This is a genomic window from Paenibacillus sp. FSL R5-0744 (genome assembly GCF_037972555.1).
Classification (GTDB): Bacteria; Bacillota; Bacilli; order Paenibacillales; family Paenibacillaceae; genus Paenibacillus_AQ.
This window is the reverse complement of sequence record NZ_CP150228.1, coordinates 670318-695105: the sequence shown is the minus strand read 5'-3', so window position 1 is coordinate 695105 and position 24788 is coordinate 670318. Positions and strand designations below refer to the sequence as shown.

The following is a 24788-nucleotide window of genomic DNA, read 5'->3' as shown; positions in this document are numbered from 1 at the left end:
GTATGTTGTGTCTGACAGCAACAAAAAGCCGGTATCTGTTAGACACCGGCTCGAAAAAAAGAGTAGTCCCCCATGACCATAGTCCTAAATTAAGGACAATGCGGGGTTGCTCTGCTCTTCTTAATCGTAGCCAGGTCATTACGGTGACCTCGTAGAAACTTCCAGGCCAATTCCCGGAAATATACGAAAGAATTATGTTGTTGTGCTCTATCATTTTAGGTGGACATCATATAAGTTGTCAATGATAAAAAGCGAACATTTTCGACTTTATTTTTTCCATTGTTCGTAAATCATACATTTTCATGCTTGTATCTACTGTCAAATTCGTTCTTGCAATGCAGCTTATTAACTATCCAATCACTTTATATATGGGTATATTTCACTATGTTTCTAGTTATTGATCTTTAGTGTACTTATAACTATGCCAAGAATTAGCTAAATGTCCTATCGCTAAACAAACTACTGCAATACTCAGCCAAATAGATTTTCCCCAAATCGCTGCCAATCCGAATGCACATACTGGAAGAACTGCCATCGGGATCGGAATAAAAACTAAAGGGTCCCATAATAATTTAAATTGCTGCCCCTTAACTATATATCGAACCCATAGACCATAATAAATAGCAATAAACAAGACAATAAAGACAGCAATTACGCCAAGCTTTACCTGTTGAAAGTTATCCTGTGACATCGCAAGAATACCTATACAACCCAATTGTCCTGCTCTCTCCAAGAAGGTATAGATTGGTCCTGCATCTCGCAAACCCGAAGGTACATTTTCAGGTGGAAACTTAATCATTAGCAAACTTGGGACAAGAAGGATTAATGCCATTAGTGTGCCGAGAAGAGAAAATCCCATGTTAATTTCTCCCTATGATAGATTTTTCCCATTTTATCACATTCATATTGAGCAGCTATATAGCGTCTATCACATTTTTTTGAATACAAAAAAAACCTACAGCCCCTTGTTCAATAAGGAGTTGCAGGTGTTTGTTAAGACTCTATCGCAAAAAATCCTTTGAGAAAAATTAGCGAGTGGATGCCCAAAAGGCCAAAGCAAACATTGTCCAGTCATTCATCACGTGCACTATAAACGATGTCCATATATTTTTAGTCTTAAGATATGGATATAGCAGAACGATCCGTGCAATACCAATACCGAGAATAGCTTGGACAATATTCCAATTATACGTTGGTAAATGGTATGCCCCAAATAAAATAGCTGAAACTATGCAGGCTAAAATTATAGCAGACTTTCTACTCATCTTAAGTTTCTTAACTCCAAATGATAGCACGACCAAGAATGGAAGTATCGTGATTAATTCTTCACCAAACAGCATCGGGATCGTTCTCAAGAAGAACGGAATTGCATCAGCAAAATTACCATTGAAACTATCGGTTGCGGGATTAGCGCTCGTACTAAACAATTTTGTAATAAGGAAACCAACAATACCTGTCACAATCAAATTTACAACGTAAGTTCCAAGAATCAAAAGAATATCTTTAGCTACTAATTTTCTGAATAATGATGTCCATTGACTTCGTGCCACAAAGATTACTGCTGCTAAAGGAAAAATCACATTCATAAAGGGCTGTACATTGGGACCTCCAAACATAATAAGAAACAGAGCAAAACCAACCGCGACAGAAACTAGAAAAATGAGGCTGCTCTTCAAATTTAGACTAGGCGATGACAGTTCACTGTAGAACGGGAAATCATCATTTTTACGCTCAAATCTGAAAAAATCACTTTTATTATTCATAATAAATCAAATCCTTCCAAGGAAATATAAAACTTATGCTTCCATTAATCCATCTAACGTACTTACATCATAATTGCTTTTATGTCCCATTACGACAAAGGTCTTATAAATAGGACCTTAAATTGAAGAAATTTCCAACGGATTCGATTTATTTGATAATATTTCCAAGTAGCTCAAAAAACCACAATGAGTAGATTTTCAAATATCAAAATTTCGTAATCAAATTAGATTCTCTCTGAAATATAATAAAAGCTCACGATTTCAATAAGAGGGTGGCGAAAGAATTGAATACCTACGGTGAGGTTGTTCGAAATATACGGACCAATAAGGGATTAAGTCAAAAAGAAGTGTATTTAGATATTATCTCGAAATCATATGCCATTGAATTTGAAAAAGGAAACCATGAGATCACATTAAGACTGTTAGAACAAATTTTAAATCGACTTATGATGGGGATTGATGAGTTTTTCTACATTTATAGAGGTTATAAACTATCTAAACACGATACATTTACCAACAAATATTCCAAAGCTGGAAACAATAACGATCTCGAAGCATTAATTGAGATTTATCAAGAGCTACATCAGAGAGAGGATCTGACCTCAAAAATTCATCTGGCAGAAGTCAGGTCTCGTATAAGATTATTAAAGCACTTTAACTTGACGGGTCAGTTTGAGAAGAATGTCATTTTGACAGAAGATATCGAGACGATCACTAACTATCTCAACAATCTCCAATCCTGGACCCTCCAAGAAATGCAGCTGTTCACAAATACTTTAAATTACATAGATTACGATCAAAGAGATATACTCTTTCAAACGCTTATTAAGTCTATGAAAAAATATGAAGCTCACGAACGCGGACGAGATGTCATATGTGTAATGCTAACCAATATGATTTACGAATTAATTATGATCAATCAAATAAGCTATGCAGAGATCTTACTAGAGAACTTAAATAATATTAGCAGTCCTCAATATCAAACGCTGTTCTTTAAGATTGTATATAAGTATTATAACGGTCTAATTAAAATTAAAAGAAACAGTAAAGAAGAAGGAACGAAGCTTGCTCAATCAGCAATCGATGTATTATATGAATTTGGCGAGCCCTATCAAGCAAAAACATTAGAGTCTATATTGTCACAGATCTTACAATAGAGTTTCTAGAGGGTGGTGATGATTTCTGTTGCATAAGGGCATCTTGACTTTTTTATCATGATTATTTTCTTATCCTGAGGCCAGACCTGCTGACCTCCAGAAAAGAAGCAAAGAATAAGGATAAAGCAGATAAGTTTCCTGTATTTTTCACTATCGTTCTTTTATTATAATGGGGCTATCTTAGGTAAGGAGGATTTCCATGATGACAGCAAAAAATTTCGTATGTTCCTCAGCAGAACCCATTGTACAGACCAAAGCTGGAAAAATGAGAGGCTTTCAGGTCAACGGCACTTATACCTTTCACGGGATAAAGTACGCAGATGCCAAGCGCTTCCAGATGCCCACAGAGGTAGCGCCTTGGGAGGGAATTAAGGATGCACTCGCTTACGGTTATGTGTCTCCCATGTTAACTCAGGATCAGCCCCAAATGGAAGTGCTGGTTCCTCACCGTTACTGGCCTATGGATGAGAATTGTCAGTATCTGAATATCTGGACTCAGAGCCTTGAACCGCAGGCCAAAAAACCTGTTATGGTATGGCTGCACGGGGGCGGTTTTGCAGCTGGCTCTTCTATTGAACAGGTAGCTTATGAAGGAGACAAGCTTAGCGAGTTCGGTGATGTGGTCGTAGTAACCTTAAATCACCGATTGAATATTCTGGGATACATGAACCTGTCTGCTTTTGGAGATAAATACGTCAATTCCGCTAATGCCGGAAATGCCGATATGGTAGCAGCTTTAAAATGGATTCAGGAAAACATTACAGCTTTCGGCGGCGACCCGGACAATGTGACCATCTTCGGACAGTCTGGTGGCGGTATGAAGGTATGGACACTAATGAATACTCCCGCAGCAGACGGCCTGTTCCATAAGGGCGTTATCCAGAGCGGATTAATTGATGGGTTTTTGGACACCCGCAAGACCGATAGTACCGCCATCGTAAAGGCACTGTTGACAGAGCTTAATTTTGGCGAGGTAGAAGTAGAAAAATTGGAAGCGGTTCCTTATCCTCAGTTAGCTGCAGCATATAATAAAGTTGCACCAGCACTCGCAATGCAAGGGGAATACATTGGCGGTAATCCTATGCCTAATGAATTCTATGTAGGCGATCCTAGAGAGGTGGGCTTTACCGAGCATGCGAAGACCATTCCGGTATTGATTGGCAGCGTATTTGGTGAGTTCGCTTTTGGTCCCGGTGTTCCTAACAAGCAGGACGCGACTGAGGAAGCCACCATGGAGATGCTGTCTCAAAAGTATGGCAGTCTTACGGAGAAGCTTGTCACACAATTTAGGGAAGCGTATCCGGATAAACACTTGACCGACCTGCTATTCTTAGATACCTTCTTCCGTATTCCAACCAAGGACTTTATTGAGAAGAAGTCCGTACACGAGGAAGCTCCTACCTACTCCTACTTATTTGCTTATGAATTTCCTTTTGAGGGCGGCAAGATAGCATGGCATTGCGCTGAGATCCCTTTCGTATTCCATAATACGAAACGTGTTCCCGTGTGCCTCATTCCGGGAGTTTCCGATCGGATGGAGGAGCGCATCTGTGGGGCATGGGTAAGCTTTGCACGCTATGGCAATCCTAACATCCCTTCCCTTCCCCAGTGGCCGGCATGTAAACCGGGAGATGAGGCTACCATGATTTTTGACCGCAACTGTGCATTAAAGCATAATTTTGATCATGCATTGATGGATACTTTATTGAAAACGAACCCGAAGCTGCCTTTCCTGCCAAACAATGAGGCCGAAGAAGAAGGATTTATTTTGCATTAAGCAATCACCCCTCGAAAAACTCTTTGATTCGGGTCAAAAAAACTCCCTTCTGTCTGCTAAATGTCGCAGATAAAAGGGAGTTTTTCTAATCCATTATTATTGGTTAACCTTTAGACATATTTAATTTTAAATTTGAGAACTGCTGTGGGATATAAAATTTATTATACATTAACGGATAATCTGGCTCTGTTTTGTCGTAAAGGGTCTCTAGTAGCAAAAAGCACTCGTTCTGCCCCATTAATTTATCTTTCCGATCTGCTAAGTTAACGGTATGCGTATATTTTATTTCAATATTCCCATGGTTAGCATCTACATAAGCCTGATTCTCTAGAAAATCCAGCATTCTCTCTTTACTATCAAGATCCAAAGATAACCTCTCTACTGTTTGCATAGACATAAAAGTAAAAGCGTAAGCATGTAGCTCTCCTCCTGCTCTATACAAACGTTCCAAAGCTACAACTGCAGCTGAATCTCTTCTTAATACTTGTTTGGTATGTTCCGTTTGCGGGTCCAGCCGATAATGTAGATCTACTTGGTCAAATGCGCTTATATGACATTTATGCATGGGGTTGCTCAGTTTCTCTAATTGAGTATCCTCTTGTTTAAAAGAAGATTCAAGTACAAAGTTCCCCTTACCACGAACATTTCTTACTAATCCATCATCTTGCAAAAGAACTAAAGCTTGCCGTAAAGTAGCGCGACTAACCCCTAGTTTTTTGGCTAAATCCGGTTCTGAAGGAAGCTGGCTACCTACGAGGTATTCTCCTTTGTTAATCTGAAGAAGAAGCTCATCATATACATTGATATAAAGCGGCCGTTTCAATTTATCTAGTTTATGAGTGTTCATTCATCTGATGTCCTTTTCTCCCCATTATGACACATCATTTTTCAAGCGACAAGGAATGTCATTCTCTGCTTCAATCACAACGTAAAAACCTCCAAAAAGAAACTTTGGAGGTTTTTATGTGATATCAATTATTTAAGAAATGGCAAGAAAGACTCACCGTTGTCTGGCATATCAACATCAAAGTTATCCGCTATAGTCGCACCGATATCAGCAAAGGTATCATGCTCAGGTAATGCGCCACTGTCCTTTAATTGCTTGGAATAGACTAGGACTGGAATAAACTCACGAGTATGGTCTGTACCAGGGAAGGTCGGGTCATTTCCATGGTCAGCCGTAATGATTAACAAATCATCTTCTAGAATGGAATCGAATACCTCATCTAATCGTTTATCAAATTCCTCTAATGCTCTTCCATAGCCTTCCGGATCACGACGATGACCGTATAAAGCATCGAAATCAACTAAATTCAAAAAGCTCATTCCAGTGAAATCTTTTTTAATTACATCAAGCAGTTTATCCATGCCATCCATATTGTCTTTTGTACGAATGGATTCAGTAACGCCTTCACCATCGAAAATATCATTGATTTTACCAATGGCGATGACATCATAACCTCCGTCTTGCAAGCTATTCATAACGGTTTTATGAAATGGTTTTAAGGCATAGTCATGACGATTGGAGGTTCTCGTAAATTTCCCGGGTTGGCCTACGTAGGGTCTGGCAATAATACGACCAATTAAATAGGCAGGGTCTTTGGTGATTTCCCGAACCTTTTCACAAATATCATATAACTCTTCTAATGGGATGATTTCTTCATGAGCTGCAATTTGCAGAACCGGGTCAGCAGAGGTATAAACGATCAGATCCCCTGTTTTCATTTGATGCTCGCCATATTCATCAAGAATAGCCGTTCCACTTGCAGGCTTATTCGCTACTACTTTTCGGCCAGTTATATCCTCGATCTGTTTAATTAATTCGTCGGGGAATCCATTTGGATACACATTAAAGGGTTGATCAATATTTAAACCCATGATCTCCCAATGACCTGTCATTGTATCTTTCCCGACTGATTTTTCCTGTAATTTAGTATAATAAGCAAGTGGTTTCTCAGCTTTCGGAACACCTAAGATTTCTTCAATATTGGACAGACCCAATTTGGCCAGGTTGGGCAGATTTAATCCGTTCATATGTTCTGCAATGTGTAAAAGGGTATGGGAGCCAACATCGTTAAATTGATCCGCGTCTTTCCCTTCTCCAATGCCTACTGAATCCATGACGATCAAATGTACACGTTTAAATTTCTTCATTCTACTCTCATCCCTTATCTAGTAATTAAAAGTAATATAACCGGAACGACTTTACATAATAGGCTTCCAATATCTCATGCTGTATAAACTTTATATCGTTTACATTAGTTTCACATAGAAGGAAAGCATTTATGCTAACTCTAATGCGATCTCCATCATTTTAGTAAATGCAGTTTGGCGTTCCTCCGAAGTGGTCTGTGCTCCTGTAATAAGATGATCACTCACTGTTAGAATGCACAGCGCATTTACACGTGCTTGGATAGCGTTCCAATAGAGGGCTACAGATTCCATTTCAACGCCCAAAATCCCTACATCCTGCCACTTTTTATTAGCTGCCCGATCTGCATTATAAAATATTTCACTGGATAAAATATTACCAATATGAACCTTTTGTCCTTGATCATCTGCTATTTTCTTAGCTTTCTCCAAAAGCTCAAAAGAAGCCGTTAGTGGATATTGTCCAGGTAAATTATATTGATGACCATAATTGGAATCCGTTGCAGCTCCCATACCAAAAATTACATCGTATAGCTCAATGTTTTCTTGCATTGCACCACAGGTACCAATTCTGATTAAATTCTTAACTCCAAATACATTGATTAATTCCCAAGAATAAATTCCCATGCTCGCTGGACCCATTCCCGTACCCATAACAGAGATTTTCTTCCCTTTGTAAGTACCGGTATATCCTAACATTCCTCTTACCTCGTTAAAGCACTGGTAATCTTCTAAAAAAGTTTCCGCAATGAACTTAGCTCTTAAAGGATCACCAGGCAACAGAATCGATTCAGCGATCTCTACCCCGTTCGGTTTAATATGAGGTGTCTCTTTGGAAATAGTCATCATTTTGATTGGCCCCTTTAGTAGAAAATGTACTTGTTTATCTTGTCTATTTTTTAGACAAGTACAATTTATCATAACTTTTCGAGGGTTGCAAGCCCTTTCAACAAAACGTGTTCATGAAAGATTTGTGAAAACGGCGTCTCCAGCACAACCCTTTACTTGAGAAATAAAAAAACTCTCTTTTATTTGCTAAATAACGCAAATAAAAGAGAGTTTTTTTGAAATCTATAGTTGCACCGATCCTATTCCCACTCGATTGTTGCTGGTGGTTTCGAAGTAATGTCATACACTACGCGGTTTACGTTCTCAACTTCGTTAACGATACGTACGGAGATTTTCTCAAGGATATCCCATGGGATACGCGCCCAGTCAGCCGTCATGCCGTCGATGGAAGTTACTGCGCGCACACCTACTGTGTAGGAATAAGTACGAGCATCCCCCATAACACCAACACTCTTCATGTTAGGCAGGGCAGTGAAGTATTGCCAAATTTCACGGTCTAATCCCGCTTTAGCAATTTCCTCTTGCAGAATGTAGTCAGAGTCGCGAACGATAGTAAGCTTGTCCTCTGTTACTTCACCCAAGACACGGATAGCAAGACCTGGACCAGGGAAAGGTTGACGCCAAACGATAGCACGTGGCATTCCCAGCTCTTCACCCAGTTTACGAACCTCATCCTTAAACAAGGTATTTAGTGGCTCGATCAAGCTGAATTTCATGTCTTCCGGCAAACCGCCCACATTGTGGTGAGATTTAATCGTTTGTGCCGTAGCTGTTCCGCTCTCAACGATATCCGTATACAGTGTACCTTGTGCAAGGAATGCGAAATCTCCGAGCTTAGCCGACTCTTCGTCGAAGCAGTAGATAAACTCGTTACCGATGATTTTACGTTTTTGTTCAGGATCTTCAACACCTGCAAGCTTGCTCATGAAGCGATCGCGTGCATCGATTTTCACGACATGAATATCGAATTTACCTACGAAGGTCTCCATAACACTTTCAGCTTCACCTTTACGCAAAAGACCGTGATCAATAAACATACAAGTTAATTGGTCACCGATTGCACGGTGAATAAGCATTGCAACTACGGAAGAATCTACGCCACCGCTAAGTGCGCAGAGTACTTTTTTGTCTCCAACTTGGTTACGAATATCTTGAATAGCTTCATCAATAAACGATTCCATCGTCCATTTGCCGTCGCAGCCGCAAATTTGATACAAGAAGTTCGAGATCATCTCATTACCATGTACAGAGTGACGTACTTCTGGGTGGAATTGAACCGCGAACAATTTACGCTCGTCATTGCTCATTGCCGCGATTGGAGCACTTTCAGTTCCTGCATCCAGCTTGAATCCTGTTGGAAGTTCAACCACATGGTCACCATGGCTCATCCATACCGTCTGACGGCTCTCTAGCCCAGCAACGAGTGCAGTACCTTCTTCAAAATCAATATCGGCTTTACCGTATTCACGTTTAGCGGAGCGTTCCACTTTACCGTCAAGTTGGTGAGCCATTAGCTGCATACCATAGCAAATACCGAAGATCGGTACTCCTAAATCATAGATCGCTGGATCTACATGTGGAGCATCTTCAGCATATACACTGCTAGGGCCACCAGAGAAGACAATCCCTTTAGGTGCAAGTGCTTTGATCTTGTCTACTGGCGTATTGTACGGCAAAAGTTCGCTGTATACTCCCAGGTCCCGAATTCTGCGCGCGATAAGTTGGTTGTATTGTCCCCCAAAATCGAGAACGACGATAATTTCATTTGGCTTATTCATTACGAGCCTCCCTTGATTATTGGATTCATTATACTCATGGTTAATTCTCATCGTCAAGGAAAGGAGAACACACTTCTCATAATAGGAGAGAGTTAAACTTCATGAAGAACATTCCTTTCCATGGAAGGAATTGTATAGCAGCATCAGCTGTTCTGACCGATTAAGTTAACCGGAAGGTGATGATCAGGCATTCGCGCATAAACGCGGACGCATCATGAGTAGTAAGCTCGCTGATCTCTGCAGGTGATGCTGGCGCCGCAGACATTGCAGGGATTGCAGATATCATAGACCTTGCTGACATTCTAGACGTTGCAGGCATTTCGTTCGCGGGATCGGCCGCGACGAAGGCTGAAGGCGCGGGCGCGTACGCCAGGGTCTCCCACTGGCGTACGAACTGCCGGACGGCTTCGCTTAGTCCGGCATCGTAGATCTGCAGGGAGTCCACATACTCCCTGCCAGTGACACCGGGCGGCGGCGGTCCATACCGCTCCGCCAGCCCGTGCCAAGCTAGAGAGGCAGCGCGCAGCTGCCTCTCGCGGCTCATGCTGCTGGCGCTGCGCGCGGCCAGCAGCAGAGCCAGGCTACGCCGCCAGCGCCAAGCGGCGGCGGGAAGCAGCGCCGCGGCAGCGAGCGGCGCGGCAGCGGTCCCGCCCGCCATCGGCAGGGCGGGCAGGCCCGCGCTTCGCGCAGCTTGCGGCGCGAGCGAGGCTGCCGCAGGCAGCTCCGGCGCAGCGAAGCCGGCGGCAAGGGCGGGGCCAGGCGTTGGGTCGAATGGGACCCAACCAGCACCGGCGAAATAGACCTCCACCCAAGCATGGGCATCGCCCTGGGTGACTAAATACTTCGCCGGCATAGTATCGTCCTGCAAGGTCCCAGGCCCAAAGCCTTGGACATAACGAGCAGGAATTCCTGCACTGCGCAGCAGTACGGTCATAGCTGTTGCAAAATGAACACAGTAGCCTTGTTTCGTCTCAAATAAAAAGTGATCCACAAAATCAGATCCGGATGGTGGAACCGTTGTGTTCAACGTATAGGAATATCCATGTTGTAAGTAATCCTTAATGGCAGTTACGGAGTCATAGCGGTTACCTGAAGAAGCTGTAAGCATCTCCGCCAGATCTCTCACTCGTACGGGTAACAAATCTGGCAATTGCAAATACTTGCCCATAATTTCCTGGGGATCGTTACTGTTTAAACCACGAAGCAGTACTGGATCACTCTCAGGAAGTAAGGACTCCACTGAATATTCTGTGATCCGTGCAGAGCCTATTGAATCAGGCAGACGAAAACTCTCTCTGTCTATGTTGGACAGCACATATCCCAATTTACTTCCGCCCAAGAGTTCAACCGACTCAACATCAGTTATTATTCCCGCATTGAATAAAGGAATTCCCCCGGAAGAAGGGGTGGCAAATTGTATCCGCTGCTGAAGTGTTCGTTTCCTAGTTTCACCGCTTAGCATCAATGAAGGATTCTTTGGAATACCGGACAGATTAAGCGGCATAAACTCTTCGCCCCCCCTGATCCATCGGCGACCATCATAGTAAGCAATGCTCTCACCTCGCCAGTAAGTACGCTCGCTAGTTATAGCTGTAAAGACTGGTTCAGTATTTCGGGATAAAGGGGCACCGAGTTCACCGTCATTCGAACTATACCCTGTTGTTCCTGAAGCATTAGACGCCTTATCTTCTGGCAAATGGCCTGAAGCCCAAGTCTGCAGCTTCTGAAATGTCGATTGCAACGTAAGCTCGCTGGTTGGTCTTGCCCCGAGCAGCTGCCCACCAAACCATGCTGTTGCCATCACGACAATGGCTGTCGCCAAAGTCAGCCCTCCCCAACGCGCATAAGGCAGTGTAGTAGCTCCCTCACGTTCTTGAAGACGCAGGAGTCCACTCATCGCGTGCATCCAAAAAATAAGACCCATGGATATCACAATATCCATTGTGGTATTGACGTCAAAGCCCATATCCAAGATCAGCAAGTAAATGATTGTAACTGCTGTGAATAGCACTGTACTCCCTCGGAAGAGTGCAAGCTGCTGTACTGAGGATACCAATAGCCCCCAACCTACAATCAATATCAAAAGCCTGCTGATCTCGCTTAACTGAGAAACATGTCCAGAAAGAAGCAGAATGAGATCATTCGGAATTTCGTCCGCATAAATCCCTAACCACCCTATGCCTTCGCCCCCACTGCATAAGTAAAGCCATGCTGAAACAGTAATAAGAAATTGAATACTTAGCAGTAGCCACCCCGGAATCTGAAATATCCCCCATAACAGCAATACTGCCGCCAATACCATTAGAACTTGTAGCATCTTGGAGGTATCTTCTAATAAAGCAGACCTATATAAAGGGAGTAACCATTCAATAAATAGCCCCATAATGGCCAAAGAGAACAGCAAACGATAGTACAGAGGCACTTTTCTCTGCTTACCGGCATGTCTGTTCTCTATTTGCCCCAAGTTGAACTGAAAGCCATTCATAGCCAGTTCTGTATCACCCGATTTTCCCTTACCGTAGTGTTGGTTTTCCGGATGATTCATGGAACTCTACCTCCCTGAATCTGAATGCTGGCAATGCATCATCCAGACAAAACATTCGTGCTCCAAGACGAGCCAAACTATCTCCGACAGTTCCCCTTCCAGGCTGGCGAGCCTCCCCTTGCTTCGGTGCTGATTGGTCCCAAGCATAATAAAGCTCCACCTTCACACCTTGCATCAAGAACTTGGCAATCACCTTGGCAGATTCCTCTTCTAGTCGTCCCGTGATAATGGCTACTGTCATCCCCGGAATCCAGCCTCGGGAAGCATCATCAAGCAGCAGCGACAGGTTTCTAGTGCCATCCAGGGAAATTTCAGTTAGAATATCCAGCACTCTCCCTGGGATTTTACCCAGCCCTTCATGTCTAGCCATACCTTCTGGCCAACCGCCGCTAAACAACTGAACATAAGCACCTGAACGCTCAGCGGAGAGCATCAGCCCCATCGCTGTCGACACCGCTTTCTCAAATGCCGGAGGCGAATCGTCTCTGCTCCCACGAGGTTTAAGCGCATCTGTAGGAACCTCGTAGCTGAGCGGGTCATTAGCCAATACGATACAGGTCATTCTTGCCTTTTCCCGTTCTGGAACTTTGCTCTGCAGCGCTCCCGTTCTTGCACTATTCTTCCAATGAATTCGGCTAAGTGGATCTCCTGGCTCATAATCCCTGGATTCCAAAGCCTCATCACTGATGTTTCTTCCCCGTCTAGAATACAAGGTGTCACCCGTCATAAATCCGCTATCTGGTACAGTTCCACCAAAGTATAAAGGCGCTGGCAGCACCTTAAAACTCTGTCCTCCATCCGGTTCAGATCTTCCCGTGAACCAACCCGGAAAATCTCCCCAAGTTACTCTACAGCCAAGCAGATGATGATTGCCGCGAGATAAATTTTCAATCGTGTATGTGTATGAAAAAGAACGTTTGAATCCAGGAAATAGCAGCTTCTGATGATGGCTATCACCCCAATAATCGGCAATGGTCATCCAAGGGAGAGGCAACCGAGAAGAGAAGCTCAGCTGTACCTTCACATGAAGTGTATTTCCAGCCATCGGTCTCGAAGGAGTAATTGTACGAACAAGCTTAATCGTCCGTGGACCAGAGAGCTGAAGCATAAGTCCACCGAGCATAATAACTCCAACAACGATCAGGAGAAACAGCAAAGACGGACCTCCTCGCCAAACATATAAAGCACCTATAATTCCAGCCACAGTCAGCATCCTTAACCATTCCATCAGAGCACTTCGGCTACGCGGATAAGAGAAGCTTTTGACACTTCCGGCATCTTTCTTCAATTGATCAATTAGTGATGAAGAGGACAATGGGACACCCATCCTTTGGTCATAGACTTGTTCCCAGCTCAGGAACTTATTACTATCTATTCTTCCCATGAAAAAGGGTGCCCAGACATTTGTTTTTTCTTTTTACTAGACAGCCTCAGCTCTTCTTTCAGAATGTTTTTACCCGGCGTTCTACTTCAGTAACGCTTATATTAAGCGGAGGATGACCTGTTGTCTCCAGCAGTTCTCGTAGCGATACCCAGATCGATCCACCAATCATTTCTATCCTCGCATCGATTGTCTTTTGACCCTTATCAGGATGGTTTAGAATCAATTGTTTGTTCATTACATCGGCAATGACCGCTTTCCCGTTCCAATCTATTTCTCCACTTCGGCTATTCACATCCCAGCTAACTCGCCCTCCAAGCTGTTCAATTACAGCACGAAGCGGAACCATATACTGTCCATTTCGCACGGAATATTCCCCGGGATTCAGCTTCGTCTCCAGCTTTCCTACCTCCAGAATCAATGGCTTTCCAGGCGCAAAGAGCTCCGCATTCGGTGTGATATTTGAGGCGACCCAAGCTTCTGAAGGCTTTTTCCGCACCAAATTAGTGGCTTTTGCAGAGACTTTAAATTGTACAGGTTCTACCGTTTCATCCAATAGGCCAAAGTCATATCCAGCCGCCTTATAGCGTGCAATAATGTCCGGCAGCGCTTTGACGCTCTCTTGATGACCGCCACCATCATGTAGCAGCAAAACAACCTGGGAAGACTTCATATCCATTGTGGATTCCTTCAAAATTTCTGAGGCTGGCACGCCTCTCCGTTTAGAATCGCCGCTATCCACCGTCCAATCCATCACCTTATAACCTGCTTGCTTCAATAAATTGAAATAGGTATTATCAAAATGATCATAGGTTCCACCTGGGGCGCGGATAAGCTGTGGCCGAACCCCTGTAATCCCCTGAACAATCTCTTCAGTCTGTTTAATTTGATTCCAAAATTCCGTGAATCCACTATATAAATCATGGTAATTATGATTATAGGTATGATTGCCAATCGCATGGCCCTGTTCCCATATGGAGTCGATGAGCTCAGGATGGCTTTTCGCTTGATTACCAAGAACAAAAAAGGTTCCCTTCACACCTTCCTGATGTAAAATTTCAAGTACATTGAAGGTGTTATCGCTAGGTCCGTCGTCAAATGTAATATAGACTGTTTTTTTAGATTTTTTGGCTGCTGTGATTGCAGAACTCGTTGTCGAAACCTTGGATATTTTCTCTACCCCATTAGCTTGAGGGAGTTGAGTCACAGTAAGGGCCGCACTTGAAGAGGAGTGAACTTCCGGAGGTGCAGAAGCGAGTGGTTCTACTGCAGATGGCAAATCTTGCATCGTCGCTGCGGTAAGCTTATTCTTAACAGATACAGACTCGGCGCTAGCGGGCTGCAAGGATCGGAGCTCCCATGAATTCAAGTTTTTCCCTATACTCCATCCGAGCATTACGATGAATATTACAACCATAACGAGCAATCCGCTTATCAACTTTCGGCGGCTGTGTGCGCTTTTATTACCCTTCATCTTCTCTACCTCCAGCATTCTATTGGCTTAAAAGCCATTTGGTAGATTGTATGAAGACAAGCTGTAAAATAGAATAAGGCAACTGCCTCTTGGAGAGTGACAATCTTATGGAAATGCTGAGTTTTATACAAGAATTATTCACCAAATATGGATATAGCGTATTATTCTTTGGATTACTTCTCGAGTTCGTTGCCCTGCCCTTTCCCGGAGAGACCACTATGGCGTTTGCCGGTTTCCTTTCCTATACTGGGAGACTTGATTTTTTTACGCTAATTGTAGTTGCTTTTGCAGGCACCACAGCTGGGATGACCCTCACCTATTTTGTCGGATTAAAAGCCGGTATGCCCTTTATCCAGCGATATGGAAAATGGTTTCTATTCTCACCTACTAAGCTAGAAAAAACACAGAAATGGTTTGAGAAATACGGAAGCTTTCTAATTTTTATCGGTTATTTCATTCCAGGGGTACGGCACTTTACAGGTTATTTTGCTGGTATTATCGCGCTTCCCTTCCGTAAATTCGCCCTATATGCTTATAGTGGAGCCGTATTCTGGGTAGTGCTGTTTCTTAGCATCGGAAAGGTGTTTGGTCCACAGTGGATGGGCATCTTCCATTTGTTCGAGTCCTATGCGCTTTGGATTATTTCTGGTGGTGCAGTAATAGCAGCTCTTGTGATCATTTACCGTTATCGCAAAAACATTGGTGCCCGCCTCTTCCCTGGCAAAGCTGCCACTCGGATTCAGGCCCAGATTAAAAAACCTTCCAAGGAGCGGTGAATTCACCGCTCTTTTTACTACGTATCAACGCATACCCTGCCAACAGTATAGCAATTACAGAAAACCCTGCTCCCCCAGCAAAACCCAGCGTCCGAGGCTTCATCCATGCTTTATTTTCAAGGATTTGCTAAGATGTAGTACATCATTACATAACGAAATTATCCGAAAAGGAGGGCTCTACTTTTTGAAAATTGATCGATTGCTCTCTATCGTCATTCTACTAATGAACCGGCGTCTCATTCAGGCGAAGGAGCTCGCCGACATGTTCGAAGTGTCCGTGCGTACCATTTACCGTGATATTGAAAGTATTAATGGGGCTGGAATTCCTATCGTCACCTATCAGGGATCGGGTGGTGGTATCGGCCTTATGGAAGGCTACCGGTTAGACCGCAATGTATTGACCGACCGCGAGCTGGCTGATATTTTTTCCGCTCTGCAAAGCGTCTCCTCTTATGGCGGAACTGAACACACTCTGCTCATGGAGAAGATCAGTAGCGTAATCCCGCCCTCACAGACCGCCGCTTTCCGTAGCAAAACGACCCAGCTCATCATCGATTTCTCTCCTTGGGGTCTTCAGCCTATCCTAGAAGAGAAGATTGCAACTCTAAAAGAGGCGCTGGAAGAAAACAGAACTGTGGCCTTTGATTATGTCAATGCCGAGGGGCAGTCCAGTCAGCGTTCTGTCGAGCCCTATACTTTAGTCTTAAAAGGACAAGCATGGTACTTGTATGGTTACTGCCTGCAACGCCAGGATTTCAGATTATTCAAGCTGCATCGTATGAAAGGACTCGTTAAAGAAAAACGGGAGTTCATTAGAGAAGATAGGGACATGCATGAGCTGCCCTGGAGCACTGATTATCAGCGAGTGACTTCTGCCTCAGTAGTGTCGCCAATCCTTCTGCACTTCACAGCTGAAGGCAGACATCTAGCGGAAGATCGCTTTGACTCCACTGAGCTTCAACCGGACGGACATGGTGGATATAACGTGTCCATCCATTATCCCGAGGACGGATGGCTCTATGGTTTCTTGCTCAGCTTCGGAACGGCTTTAGAAGTGCTAGAGCCGGAACATATTCGTCAGAAGCTTGGAGAGTTGGCTCTTGGGGTTGCCAAAAAATATGCAACCTCGCTTTAAACCTGACGGTATGTCGTCAGATTCATAGTTCTATAATGTACTTAAAGCGAGTGCTCATAAGCTTCGCATACTTTTAAAAGGAGTGCTGTATATGAATCAAGAGCATGTAGGGCAAATGCAAGGCGAACCGAAATTTTGTCAAAGCTGTGGGATGCCTATGCCTACGGAAGATCTACTTGGAACGAACAAGGAAGGGCAAAAGATCGAGGATTATTGTGTATACTGCTACGAAGATGGAGCATTTAAACAGCCTGATATTACGCTGCAAGAAATGTCTGACATTTGTACAGGCTACTTGGTTCAAGAAGGAATGGATGAGGCTGTCGCCCGCAAATTACTCGCCGAACAGCTGCCTCATCTGAAACGATGGAGAGGCGTAGCCAGCTCTCCTTCAACAAACTAATAATCAGCACAAAAAAGCGGACCAAGTGAATTCTTGGTCCGCTTTTTATAGGCACTTCTTCTATATGTTACCTTTTTAAGCTCAGGTCAAACTGTAGGAGCCTTCAAGTAGGGGCTGCTGCAGCGGTTTAAGTGATGGTTCTAAATCAGACACAGCATTCCCTTCATGACTGCTAGCAATCGACATCATCAGCTTGATTCGATTCGCTTGGTTAACTACACTAACTCCAGCATCATAATCAATGGCGACGATATTCGCACCTGGATACAACTCCTTAAGGCCCTTAATCATCCCACGCCCGGTAATATGATTGGGCAAGCAGGCGAACGGTTGAATACAAGCAATATTATTCACACCATTATCCAGCAGATCCATCATTTCTGCAGTCAGGAACCATCCCTCACCCATCTGATTTCCTACGGATACCAGTCGGCTGGCCTTCTCAGCAAGACCATAAATATTTTCCCGTCCTTTAGCCAGTCCAGCATCCTCAAGAGCTACCTTTATCGGCTTGCGATAAATCTCCAGATAGGAGATCAACATCGGATTAATATATCCTAGCCGTTTACTTTTACCGAATTGCTCGGCTTTGTAGATCGGATTATACACGCAATAAAAGATGAAATCTAAGAAGTCTGGCATTACCGCTTCTCCGCCCTCTGCCTCAATCATCTCGATGATGCGGTTGTTGGCGTCCGGATGAAATTTAATCAGGATCTCTCCAACAATGCCTACTCTTGGTTTAGTAGCACCTGTAACGGGCAGCTTACAGAAATCGGCTACAATTTCACGAATCAGACGTTTATATTCTCGGAACGAGAAGTTGACTAGACTGACCTTACAGCGCTCCATCCCCTTACGGAATAAACGCTCAGCACTCTGTGGAACGACCTCATACGGCCTAAAATGATTTAGCAACCGCATCATTAGATCACCATAGCAAGCCGCAGCGATCAGCCGATTTGCCAGCTTAAGACTGATTCGGAAGCCTGGCTGGTTCTCCATTCCAGAAGCATTCAGCGAAATCACAGGAATCTGTTCGAGGTCTGAATCCTTTAGGGCTTTGCGGAGCAAAGAAATATAATTCGTCGCCCGGCAGCCACCGCCCGTCTGTGACATGATTACAGCGGTACGATTCGGATCATAGTCCCCACTCTTCAGTGCCGACAGAATCTGCCCTATCGTTACAATAGCGGGATAACATGCATCATTGTTAACGTATCTAAGGCCCTCTTCCGTCTCTTCAGGCCCAGTGGTTTCAAGGATCTTGAGACGGTATCCCGCATCGCGGAAGACCTGTTCAAACAATTCAAAATGAATGGGCGACATCTGCGGCGCAAGGATCGTGTACGTTTCTTTCATTTCCTTCGTGAATGCTACATTAGCCTGTATTTTAGGCGGCTTCTGTGGCAGCACCTTTCCTTTTTCCCGTTCGCGCATCGCTGCCAGCAGTGAACGCAGCCGAATGCGCGCAGCGCCAAGGTTGCTAATCTCATCGATTTTGATCAGCGTATATACTTTGTTATGCCTTTCCATAATGTCTTGTACGGCATCACAGGTGATCGCATCAATCCCACATCCGAAGGAAGTCAATTGAACAAGCTCCAGGTCGGTTCGGACTGCGGCAAGGCGGGCTGCGCGGTACATTCGGGCATGATAGGTCCACTGATTAACTACCGCCACATCCCCTTCACTTCGGTCCAGATGGCAGACAGAATCTTCTGTCAGCACGGCGAGTCCCATACCGGTAATCATATCTGCAATGCCGTGATTAATTTCAGGATCCGCATGATAAGGGTGACCACAGAGAAGTATTCCCTTGTTCCCAGTGCTGGCAAGATACGCAAGCGTCTCTTCACCTTTGGTACGCACATCACTTTTGGCGCGGTCAGCTTCAGCAAGTCCTGCCTGCACAGCATTCGCAATCTCTTCTCTCGGAATCCCTGTAAATGTCTTCACGAGTCCCTTAGTCAGCGCAGATCTATCGTCGAAGGTCAGAAACGGACTGACCAAAGTGATTCCATTATCCTTTAGTCCATCCATATTGTTGCGAATGACCTCAGGGTAAGAGGCGACCACCGGACAATTGAAATGATTATCCGCTGCTTCATCTTCCTTCTTCTCATACACTACGGCAGGATAAAAAATAAAATCGACGCTTTTACCGATCAAGCTCTGCACATGTCCGTGCGCCATCTTTGCAGGATAGCAGATCGATTCTGAAGGAATCGTATCCATCCCACTTTCATAGAGCTTCTTGCTTGATTTAGGAGAGAGAATTACCCGGTAGCCAAGTTTGGTGAAAAAAGTGTGCCAGAACGGGTAATTCTCGAACATATTCATCGTACGTGGAATACCGACAGTGCCCCGTGCTGCACCTGCCTCAGGTAATGCTTCATAGTCAAAGAAGCGTTCATACTTATACTGCATCAAATTTGGCAGTACATTCTTCTCTTTCCTGCCTCCTGCACCACGTTCACAGCGATTGCCTGTAACGTAGAAGCTCTTGTCCGGGAACCGACTGATCGTTAACGCACAGTTATTTCCACAGCGGCCACAGCGACCTGAAGATACCTCGTACTTAAAGTTGGCTATTTCCTCCGGTCCAAGCAGTGTACTTTTTCCGTCAGCCCCTGCTTGCTCACGGGCAATCAGTGCACAACCGTACGCTCCCATAACGCCAGCAATATCCGGTCTGACTACCGTTCTCCCCGTTAGGCGCTCAAAGGCCCGCAATACGGCTTCGTTATAGAAGGTGCCGCCCTGAACAATAATATTCCGCCCTAAATCCTCAGGGTTGCGAATTTTAATTACTTTTTGCAGGGCATTCTTAATTACGGAATAGGCAAGACCTGCCGAAAGATCAGCCAGCGACGCACCTTCCTTCTGAACCTGCTTCACTTTAGAATTCATGAATACCGTACAGCGGGAACCCAAATTAACAGGTTTGACTGCTTCCAGCGCTGACTTCGCAAACTCCTCGATACCTAATCCGAGCGCAGAAGCAAAGCTCTCCAGAAAAGAGCCGCAGCCTGCCGAACAGGCTTCATTGAGCATTAGACTGTCGATAGCACCGCCGCGGATCTTGATGCATTTCATGTCCTGTCCGCCGATATCCAGAATAAAGTCTACTTCCGGCATGAACTTAGATGCGGCCTTGTAATGAGCAACCGTCTCCACTTCACCGCCGTCCGTCCATAAAGCGGCTTTGATTAACCCCTCTCCATAACCTGTTACATAAGAACCTGCAATATAACAGCCTTCCGGTAGAACCCGATACATTTCCTTCAGTGCCTCACTGACAGAATACAAGGGATTCCCATTGTTGCTGCCATAAAAGGTATGTAGAATTTCGTCAGCAGAGCCGGTCAATACGAGTTTGGTTGTTGTTGACCCCGCATCGATCCCCAGATAACAAGGGCCACGATACACAGCCAGGTCTGATCTGGCAGCAGAAGCTTTACCATGGCGCTGACGGAACGCAGCAAGCTCTTCGGGGTTCTCAAACAGCGGTGGTAATTCAGCATCCGCTGCCCGATCCGCTGTAAAATCCACAGCCGCTATTCGCGCGATCCAGCCTGAAAGCGGCAAAATAGTAGGATCCGCTTCAGAGAGTGCTGATCCAATCGCTACGAAATACTGCGACCGCTCGGGGAAAAGAATATCTGACTCCGCAAGTTCAAGCGTCTCAGCAAAACGCTGACGCAGGGCTGGCAGGAAGGTTAGCGGTCCGCCAAGGAAAGCCACCCGTCCGCGAATCGGACGTCCGCAAGCGAGACCGCTGATCGTCTGATTAACAATACTCTGAAAGATTGAAGCCGCCACGTCCTCCCGGCGGGCCCCCTCGTTTAATAGCGGCTGCACATCGCTTTTGGCGAATACACCGCAGCGTGAAGCGATAGGATAGATTCGCTCATGCTTCTCTGCCAATGCGTTTAAGCCCGCTGGGTCGGTCTGTAGCAGTGATGCCATTTGATCAATAAATGCTCCCGTTCCTCCCGCGCAAGCCGTATTCATACGCTGCTCAATGCCACCTCGGAGATAGATGATCTTGGCGTCCTCACCACCCAGTTCAATCGCCGTATCGCATTCTGGAATCAGCTCGCCAATCGCCTTTGTACAGGCGATCACCTCTTGAACGAACGGTACGCCTCCCAGTTTGGATAAAGATAAGCCCGAGGAACCGCTTACAGTAAGGGCTGCGCCTCTCTCAGGAAATCTGCTCTGTACATCAGATAGAAGAGAGAGGGCTGCTTTTTTTATATCGCTATAATGTCTTACATAGTCCTGATAAACAATAGTGTTACGCTCTATAACAACCACTTTCGCAGTAGTTGATCCGATATCAAGGCCAATACGCAGCATTATCACTACACCACCTCGTCTTGCTCCAAATTTGAAGCAATTATGAGGAAACTATATCATGACAACACCTTATGAAAGCTGTTAAAAATGTAACAGACTTTTACAAAAAGTTATTAACAAACTTTATGATTTGGAAATCCCTGCTATGGCAGATGCTACATGACCCTTTACTCGTACTTTCCGCCATTCTTCCACTAAGATCCCCTGCTCATCGATCAGAAAAGTAGAACGTACAATGCCCATGAATTCTCTACCATAGAGCTTCTTAAGCTGCCATACACCGAACATTTCACTGACCTTATGATCCTCATCAGACAACAGTGGAAAGGGTAGACTGTTCTTCTCCATAAATCTCATATGCGAAGCTAAAGGATCTGGACTGATGCCTAAAACAACCGCACCAAGCGTAGTAATCTGATCGTGGGCGTCCCGGAATTCGCAGGCCTCCTGCGTACAGGCTGGTGTCATATTTTTAGGATAAAAATATAAAATGACCTTTCGGCCCAGGTAAACACTTAAACTAACCTCTTGCCCGTTGGAAGACGGAAGAGTGAAATTCGGTACTTTTTGTCCAATAGCTACTACGTTCAAGTTATATCCACTCCTTCTTGATATTGGAGGATCGAGCATGAATTGCGCGTATCCCCAAAAGAAATTATAATGTAGAGAATGTGAATGCGAAAGGAAGAACGAGAAATGCCACCTAGAAAGAAAAGGCACGCAAAGACTAATAAGTCAAAAAAGAAACCGCTGCTTTGGATACTGGCCATTATACTCCTACTTATTATCGGTGGGGCCACTTACTACTTCACTTCCATTGTCAATGAGCTTGGCAGCATGTCGAACACCGAGAATTCACCATTCAAGGATGCTGAGACCGTTGATGTTGACACTCCAGAACCTCCAAAATGGGAAGGTACAGAGCCTGTTAATATACTACTAATGGGCGTGGATGCCCGCGGTGTCAAGAAGGGGGAAATTCCTCGTTCCGATACAATGCTTGTCGCCTCACTTGATCCCGTGAAGAAGAAAATCAGCGTATTCTCAATTCTTAGAGACACTTACGTTCCGATTCCAGATCACGGCGAAAAACGTATTAATTCAGCTATCATTTATGGACCTAACACGGCGATGCAGACTGTAAGCGATCTGCTCGGCATCCCGATTCAATATTATGTCTACACGGACTTCCAAGGATTCATCAAGCTAGTAGATGCCGTTGGTGGGGTAGATTATGAAGTCGAGAAAGATATGGTGTACAAGACCATTGCAGATGGTCCCGAGTATGACATTGATCTTAAAAAAGGATATCAGCATCTCGACGGTAATAAAGCTCTGCAATATGTACGTTTTCGACATGACGCTACCTCCGACTTCACTCGGACCGAGCGCCAGCGTGCTTTTCTCAAGGTTGTGGCTGACAAGCTGATCAAGACCACATCCATAATCAAGCTACCGAATATCCTGTCTCAAGTTACGCCTTATATCGAAACTAATCTGACAGTAAATGATATGTGGAAGCTTGCAACCGTTGGGTACGATAGTACCATGGGCGGTAGTGAGCAAATTCCGCCAATGGATCTGCTCAAAGAGGAAACTACAAGTGACGGATCGCAGGTTATAGGCATTCGCAGTGAGAAAAAATTAAAGGAATTTGTTCAGGATACCTTAAATGGCCCTGAGCCAACGCCTACACCTTCAAGTTCACCAGAAACTACTTCAAATAGTAACACTAGCGGAACCCAATAAAGATCTGACAAGCAACGTTCACAAGTAGACACTACAGGCAATGGTATAATACGGGCGGACAGCGGAAACACCGTTGTTCGCCCGTTGCCATGAGCACCAACAATCGAAAGGATGATCACATTATGAATCGTTCCACATCTGAGCAACTTTATCACGAAGCCCTTCAACATATCGTTGGAGGTGTAAATAGCCCTTCCCGCTCTTTTAAAGCCGTTGGAGGCGGAGCACCTGTATTTATGAAACGTGCCAGCGGATCTCACTTCTGGGATGTAGATGGCAATGAATATATCGACTATCTCCAAGCCTATGGACCGATCATTACCGGCCATGCTCACCCACATATAACGAAGGCAATTACCACTGCAGCTGAGAATGGTGTTCTTTACGGAACCCCAACAGAGCTCGAAATTAAGCTTGCTAAAATGCTTAAAGAAGCTATTCCGTCTATGGATAAAGTCCGGTTTGTCAATTCCGGCACAGAAGCGGTTATGACTACCATTCGTGTCGCTCGTGCTTATACAAAGCGCAGCAAAATCGTAAAATTCGCTGGCTGTTATCACGGCCACTCTGATCTAGTGCTCGTAGCAGCAGGATCCGGGCCTTCTACGCTTGGCATTCCAGATAGTGCCGGCGTTCCTAGCAGTATTGCACAGGAAGTAATCACTGTTCCTTTTAATGATCTGGAAAGCCTGCAAGAGGCACTAGAAAAATGGGGCGAAGATGTCGCCGCTGTAATGGTTGAACCGATCGTCGGTAATTTCGGTATGGTGATGCCGAAGCCCGGATTCCTCGAAGGGCTCTGCAAGCTGACTCATGCTAACGGCTCACTCGTTATTTATGACGAAGTCATTACGGCCTTCCGCTTCCACTATGGTTCCACACAGACATATGCAGGACTGGATAACCATGAAGACATTACTCCTGACCTTACAGCACTCGGCAAAATCATCGGTGGCGGTCTACCGATCGGCGCGTACGGCGGACGTAAGCATGTGATGGAACAAGTAGCCCCACTAGGACCGGCATACCAAGCGGGAACAATGGCGGGAAATCCTGCTTCCATTTCCGCAGGGATCGCCTGTCTGGAAGTGCTGAGCGCAGAAGGCGTATACGATGAGATGGAACGGCTTGCGATCCGCCTTGTCGACGGTCTTCAGGAATCTGCTGACCGTCATGGCATTCCACTGACGATCAACCGCATCCGTGGTTCATTCTCTACTCATTTCTGTAAGCATCCAGTTACGAATTACGATGAGGCACAGGATACAGATGGCGAATTGTTCGGTAGCTTCTTCCGGCACATGTTGAACCGAGGGATTAACCTCGCCCCTTCGAAATATGAAGCTTGGTTCCTAACGACAGCACATACCGATGCAGATATCGACGCTACGCTGATTGCAGCAGAAGAATCCTTCCGCGCTATGGCGGCTGAGAAATAAGACGTTATTTACAGCCACTAAACATACTAAAACCTACCACCAAGCT

At 44.8% G+C, this 24788-nt stretch carries 18 protein-coding genes and 1 riboswitch; of the genes, 7 read left to right on the top strand and 11 right to left on the bottom strand.

Annotated elements, in window-relative coordinates:
- Positions 1-107 precede the first annotated feature (107 nt).
- Positions 108-207: riboswitch (purine riboswitch) on the bottom strand.
- A 187-nt stretch (positions 208-394) separates the two neighbouring features.
- A complete protein-coding gene (locus tag MKY19_RS03140) occupies positions 395-859 on the bottom strand; it encodes a hypothetical protein (RefSeq protein WP_339268624.1) in 465 nt (154 codons plus the stop codon).
- Positions 860-1028: 169 nt separating this feature from the next.
- On the bottom strand, positions 1029-1763 hold the full coding sequence (locus MKY19_RS03135) for a CPBP family intramembrane glutamic endopeptidase (RefSeq protein ID WP_339268622.1): 735 nt from the start codon (positions 1761-1763) through the stop codon (positions 1029-1031).
- 272 nt (positions 1764-2035) lie between these two features.
- On the opposite strand from MKY19_RS03135, the gene MKY19_RS03130 reads away from it, so the two are divergent.
- Both MKY19_RS03130 and MKY19_RS03125 read left to right on the top strand, forming a co-directional pair.
- Positions 2036-2920 (top strand): Rgg family transcriptional regulator, encoded by an 885-nt coding sequence (locus MKY19_RS03130; protein ID WP_339268620.1) that lies wholly within the window; start codon positions 2036-2038, stop codon positions 2918-2920.
- A 199-nt stretch (positions 2921-3119) separates the two neighbouring features.
- A complete protein-coding gene (locus MKY19_RS03125; protein WP_339800214.1) occupies positions 3120-4697 on the top strand; it encodes a carboxylesterase family protein in 1578 nt (525 codons plus the stop codon).
- Positions 4698-4800: 103 nt separating this feature from the next.
- Here the strand turns inward: MKY19_RS03125 and MKY19_RS03120 are convergent, their stop codons facing one another.
- The 7 genes from MKY19_RS03120 to MKY19_RS03090 all read right to left on the bottom strand — a co-directional run bounded on the left by MKY19_RS03120 (position 4801) and on the right by MKY19_RS03090 (position 14875).
- Positions 4801-5544 carry a GntR family transcriptional regulator gene (locus MKY19_RS03120; RefSeq protein WP_339800211.1) on the bottom strand — a complete coding sequence of 248 codons (744 nt, stop codon included), beginning with the start codon at positions 5542-5544 and terminating at the stop codon, positions 4801-4803.
- A 128-nt stretch (positions 5545-5672) separates the two neighbouring features.
- Positions 5673-6851 (bottom strand): phosphopentomutase, encoded by a 1179-nt coding sequence (deoB, locus tag MKY19_RS03115; RefSeq protein ID WP_076285858.1) that lies wholly within the window; start codon positions 6849-6851, stop codon positions 5673-5675.
- Between the two features lie 129 nt (positions 6852-6980).
- Complete coding sequence (gene deoD, locus MKY19_RS03110; RefSeq protein WP_339800208.1) at positions 6981-7697, bottom strand: purine-nucleoside phosphorylase; 717 nt, start codon at positions 7695-7697, stop codon at positions 6981-6983.
- Between the two features lie 239 nt (positions 7698-7936).
- Positions 7937-9475, bottom strand: coding sequence for a glutamine-hydrolyzing GMP synthase (gene guaA, locus MKY19_RS03105; protein ID WP_339268613.1), 1539 nt, complete (start codon positions 9473-9475; stop codon positions 7937-7939).
- A 160-nt stretch (positions 9476-9635) separates the two neighbouring features.
- The gene (locus MKY19_RS03100; RefSeq protein ID WP_339800205.1) at positions 9636-12020 is read right to left on the bottom strand and encodes a transglutaminase domain-containing protein; all 2385 of its coding nucleotides are present in this window, start codon (positions 12018-12020) and stop codon (positions 9636-9638) included.
- The gene (locus MKY19_RS03095; RefSeq protein ID WP_339800202.1) at positions 11989-13404 is read right to left on the bottom strand and encodes a DUF58 domain-containing protein; all 1416 of its coding nucleotides are present in this window, start codon (positions 13402-13404) and stop codon (positions 11989-11991) included. The genes MKY19_RS03100 and MKY19_RS03095 overlap by 32 nt, the downstream gene beginning before the upstream one ends.
- A 58-nt stretch (positions 13405-13462) precedes the next feature.
- The gene (locus MKY19_RS03090) at positions 13463-14875 is read right to left on the bottom strand and encodes a polysaccharide deacetylase family protein (protein WP_339800200.1); all 1413 of its coding nucleotides are present in this window, start codon (positions 14873-14875) and stop codon (positions 13463-13465) included.
- Positions 14876-14982: 107 nt separating this feature from the next.
- Here MKY19_RS03090 and MKY19_RS03085 point away from each other — a divergent pair, with 107 nt between their 5' ends.
- The 3 genes from MKY19_RS03085 to MKY19_RS03075 all read left to right on the top strand — a co-directional run bounded on the left by MKY19_RS03085 (position 14983) and on the right by MKY19_RS03075 (position 17189).
- Positions 14983-15651, top strand: coding sequence for a DedA family protein (locus MKY19_RS03085; RefSeq protein ID WP_076285863.1), 669 nt, complete (start codon positions 14983-14985; stop codon positions 15649-15651).
- Between the two features lie 184 nt (positions 15652-15835).
- Positions 15836-16786, top strand: coding sequence for a YafY family protein (locus MKY19_RS03080; RefSeq protein WP_076301085.1), 951 nt, complete (start codon positions 15836-15838; stop codon positions 16784-16786).
- A 91-nt stretch (positions 16787-16877) separates the two neighbouring features.
- The gene (locus tag MKY19_RS03075) at positions 16878-17189 is read left to right on the top strand and encodes a zinc ribbon domain-containing protein (RefSeq protein WP_231573377.1); all 312 of its coding nucleotides are present in this window, start codon (positions 16878-16880) and stop codon (positions 17187-17189) included.
- 81 nt (positions 17190-17270) lie between these two features.
- On the opposite strand, the gene MKY19_RS03070 is transcribed toward MKY19_RS03075, so the two are convergent.
- Positions 17271-21554 carry an acyl-CoA dehydratase activase-related protein gene (locus MKY19_RS03070; RefSeq protein ID WP_339800196.1) on the bottom strand — a complete coding sequence of 1428 codons (4284 nt, stop codon included), beginning with the start codon at positions 21552-21554 and terminating at the stop codon, positions 17271-17273.
- Positions 21555-21677: 123 nt separating this feature from the next.
- The gene (gene bcp / locus MKY19_RS03065; protein ID WP_339800194.1) at positions 21678-22184 is read right to left on the bottom strand and encodes a thioredoxin-dependent thiol peroxidase; all 507 of its coding nucleotides are present in this window, start codon (positions 22182-22184) and stop codon (positions 21678-21680) included.
- A 66-nt stretch (positions 22185-22250) separates the two neighbouring features.
- On the opposite strand from bcp, the gene MKY19_RS03060 reads away from it, so the two are divergent.
- Both MKY19_RS03060 and MKY19_RS03055 read left to right on the top strand, forming a co-directional pair.
- Positions 22251-23303 carry an LCP family protein gene (locus MKY19_RS03060; RefSeq protein ID WP_339804131.1) on the top strand — a complete coding sequence of 351 codons (1053 nt, stop codon included), beginning with the start codon at positions 22251-22253 and terminating at the stop codon, positions 23301-23303.
- A 122-nt stretch (positions 23304-23425) separates the two neighbouring features.
- A complete protein-coding gene (locus tag MKY19_RS03055; protein ID WP_339800191.1) occupies positions 23426-24742 on the top strand; it encodes a glutamate-1-semialdehyde 2,1-aminomutase in 1317 nt (438 codons plus the stop codon).
- Positions 24743-24788: the final 46 nt, after the last annotated feature.

Bases quoted from the DNA above. Each gene is read 5' to 3' on its own strand.
- MKY19_RS03070 (WP_339800196.1), bottom strand. From the start codon at position 21,554: ATGCTGCGTATTGGCCTTGATATCGGATCAACTACTGCGAAAGTGGTT.
- MKY19_RS03060 (WP_339804131.1), top strand. From the start codon at position 22,251: ATGCCACCTAGAAAGAAAAGGCACGCAAAGACTAATAAGTCAAAAAAG.
- MKY19_RS03055 (WP_339800191.1), top strand. From the start codon at position 23,426: ATGAATCGTTCCACATCTGAGCAACTTTATCACGAAGCCCTTCAACAT.
- MKY19_RS03075 (WP_231573377.1), top strand. From the start codon at position 16,878: ATGAATCAAGAGCATGTAGGGCAAATGCAAGGCGAACCGAAATTTTGT.
- MKY19_RS03120 (WP_339800211.1), bottom strand. From the start codon at position 5,544: ATGAACACTCATAAACTAGATAAATTGAAACGGCCGCTTTATATCAAT.
- MKY19_RS03135 (WP_339268622.1), bottom strand. From the start codon at position 1,763: ATGAATAATAAAAGTGATTTTTTCAGATTTGAGCGTAAAAATGATGAT.
- MKY19_RS03095 (WP_339800202.1), bottom strand. From the start codon at position 13,404: ATGGGAAGAATAGATAGTAATAAGTTCCTGAGCTGGGAACAAGTCTAT.
- deoB (WP_076285858.1), bottom strand. From the start codon at position 6,851: ATGAAGAAATTTAAACGTGTACATTTGATCGTCATGGATTCAGTAGGC.
- MKY19_RS03100 (WP_339800205.1), bottom strand. From the start codon at position 12,020: ATGAATCATCCGGAAAACCAACACTACGGTAAGGGAAAATCGGGTGAT.
- bcp (WP_339800194.1), bottom strand. From the start codon at position 22,184: ATGCTCGATCCTCCAATATCAAGAAGGAGTGGATATAACTTGAACGTA.
- deoD (WP_339800208.1), bottom strand. From the start codon at position 7,697: ATGATGACTATTTCCAAAGAGACACCTCATATTAAACCGAACGGGGTA.
- guaA (WP_339268613.1), bottom strand. From the start codon at position 9,475: ATGAATAAGCCAAATGAAATTATCGTCGTTCTCGATTTTGGGGGACAA.
- MKY19_RS03090 (WP_339800200.1), bottom strand. From the start codon at position 14,875: ATGAAGGGTAATAAAAGCGCACACAGCCGCCGAAAGTTGATAAGCGGA.
- MKY19_RS03140 (WP_339268624.1), bottom strand. From the start codon at position 859: ATGGGATTTTCTCTTCTCGGCACACTAATGGCATTAATCCTTCTTGTC.
- MKY19_RS03125 (WP_339800214.1), top strand. From the start codon at position 3,120: ATGATGACAGCAAAAAATTTCGTATGTTCCTCAGCAGAACCCATTGTA.
- MKY19_RS03085 (WP_076285863.1), top strand. From the start codon at position 14,983: ATGGAAATGCTGAGTTTTATACAAGAATTATTCACCAAATATGGATAT.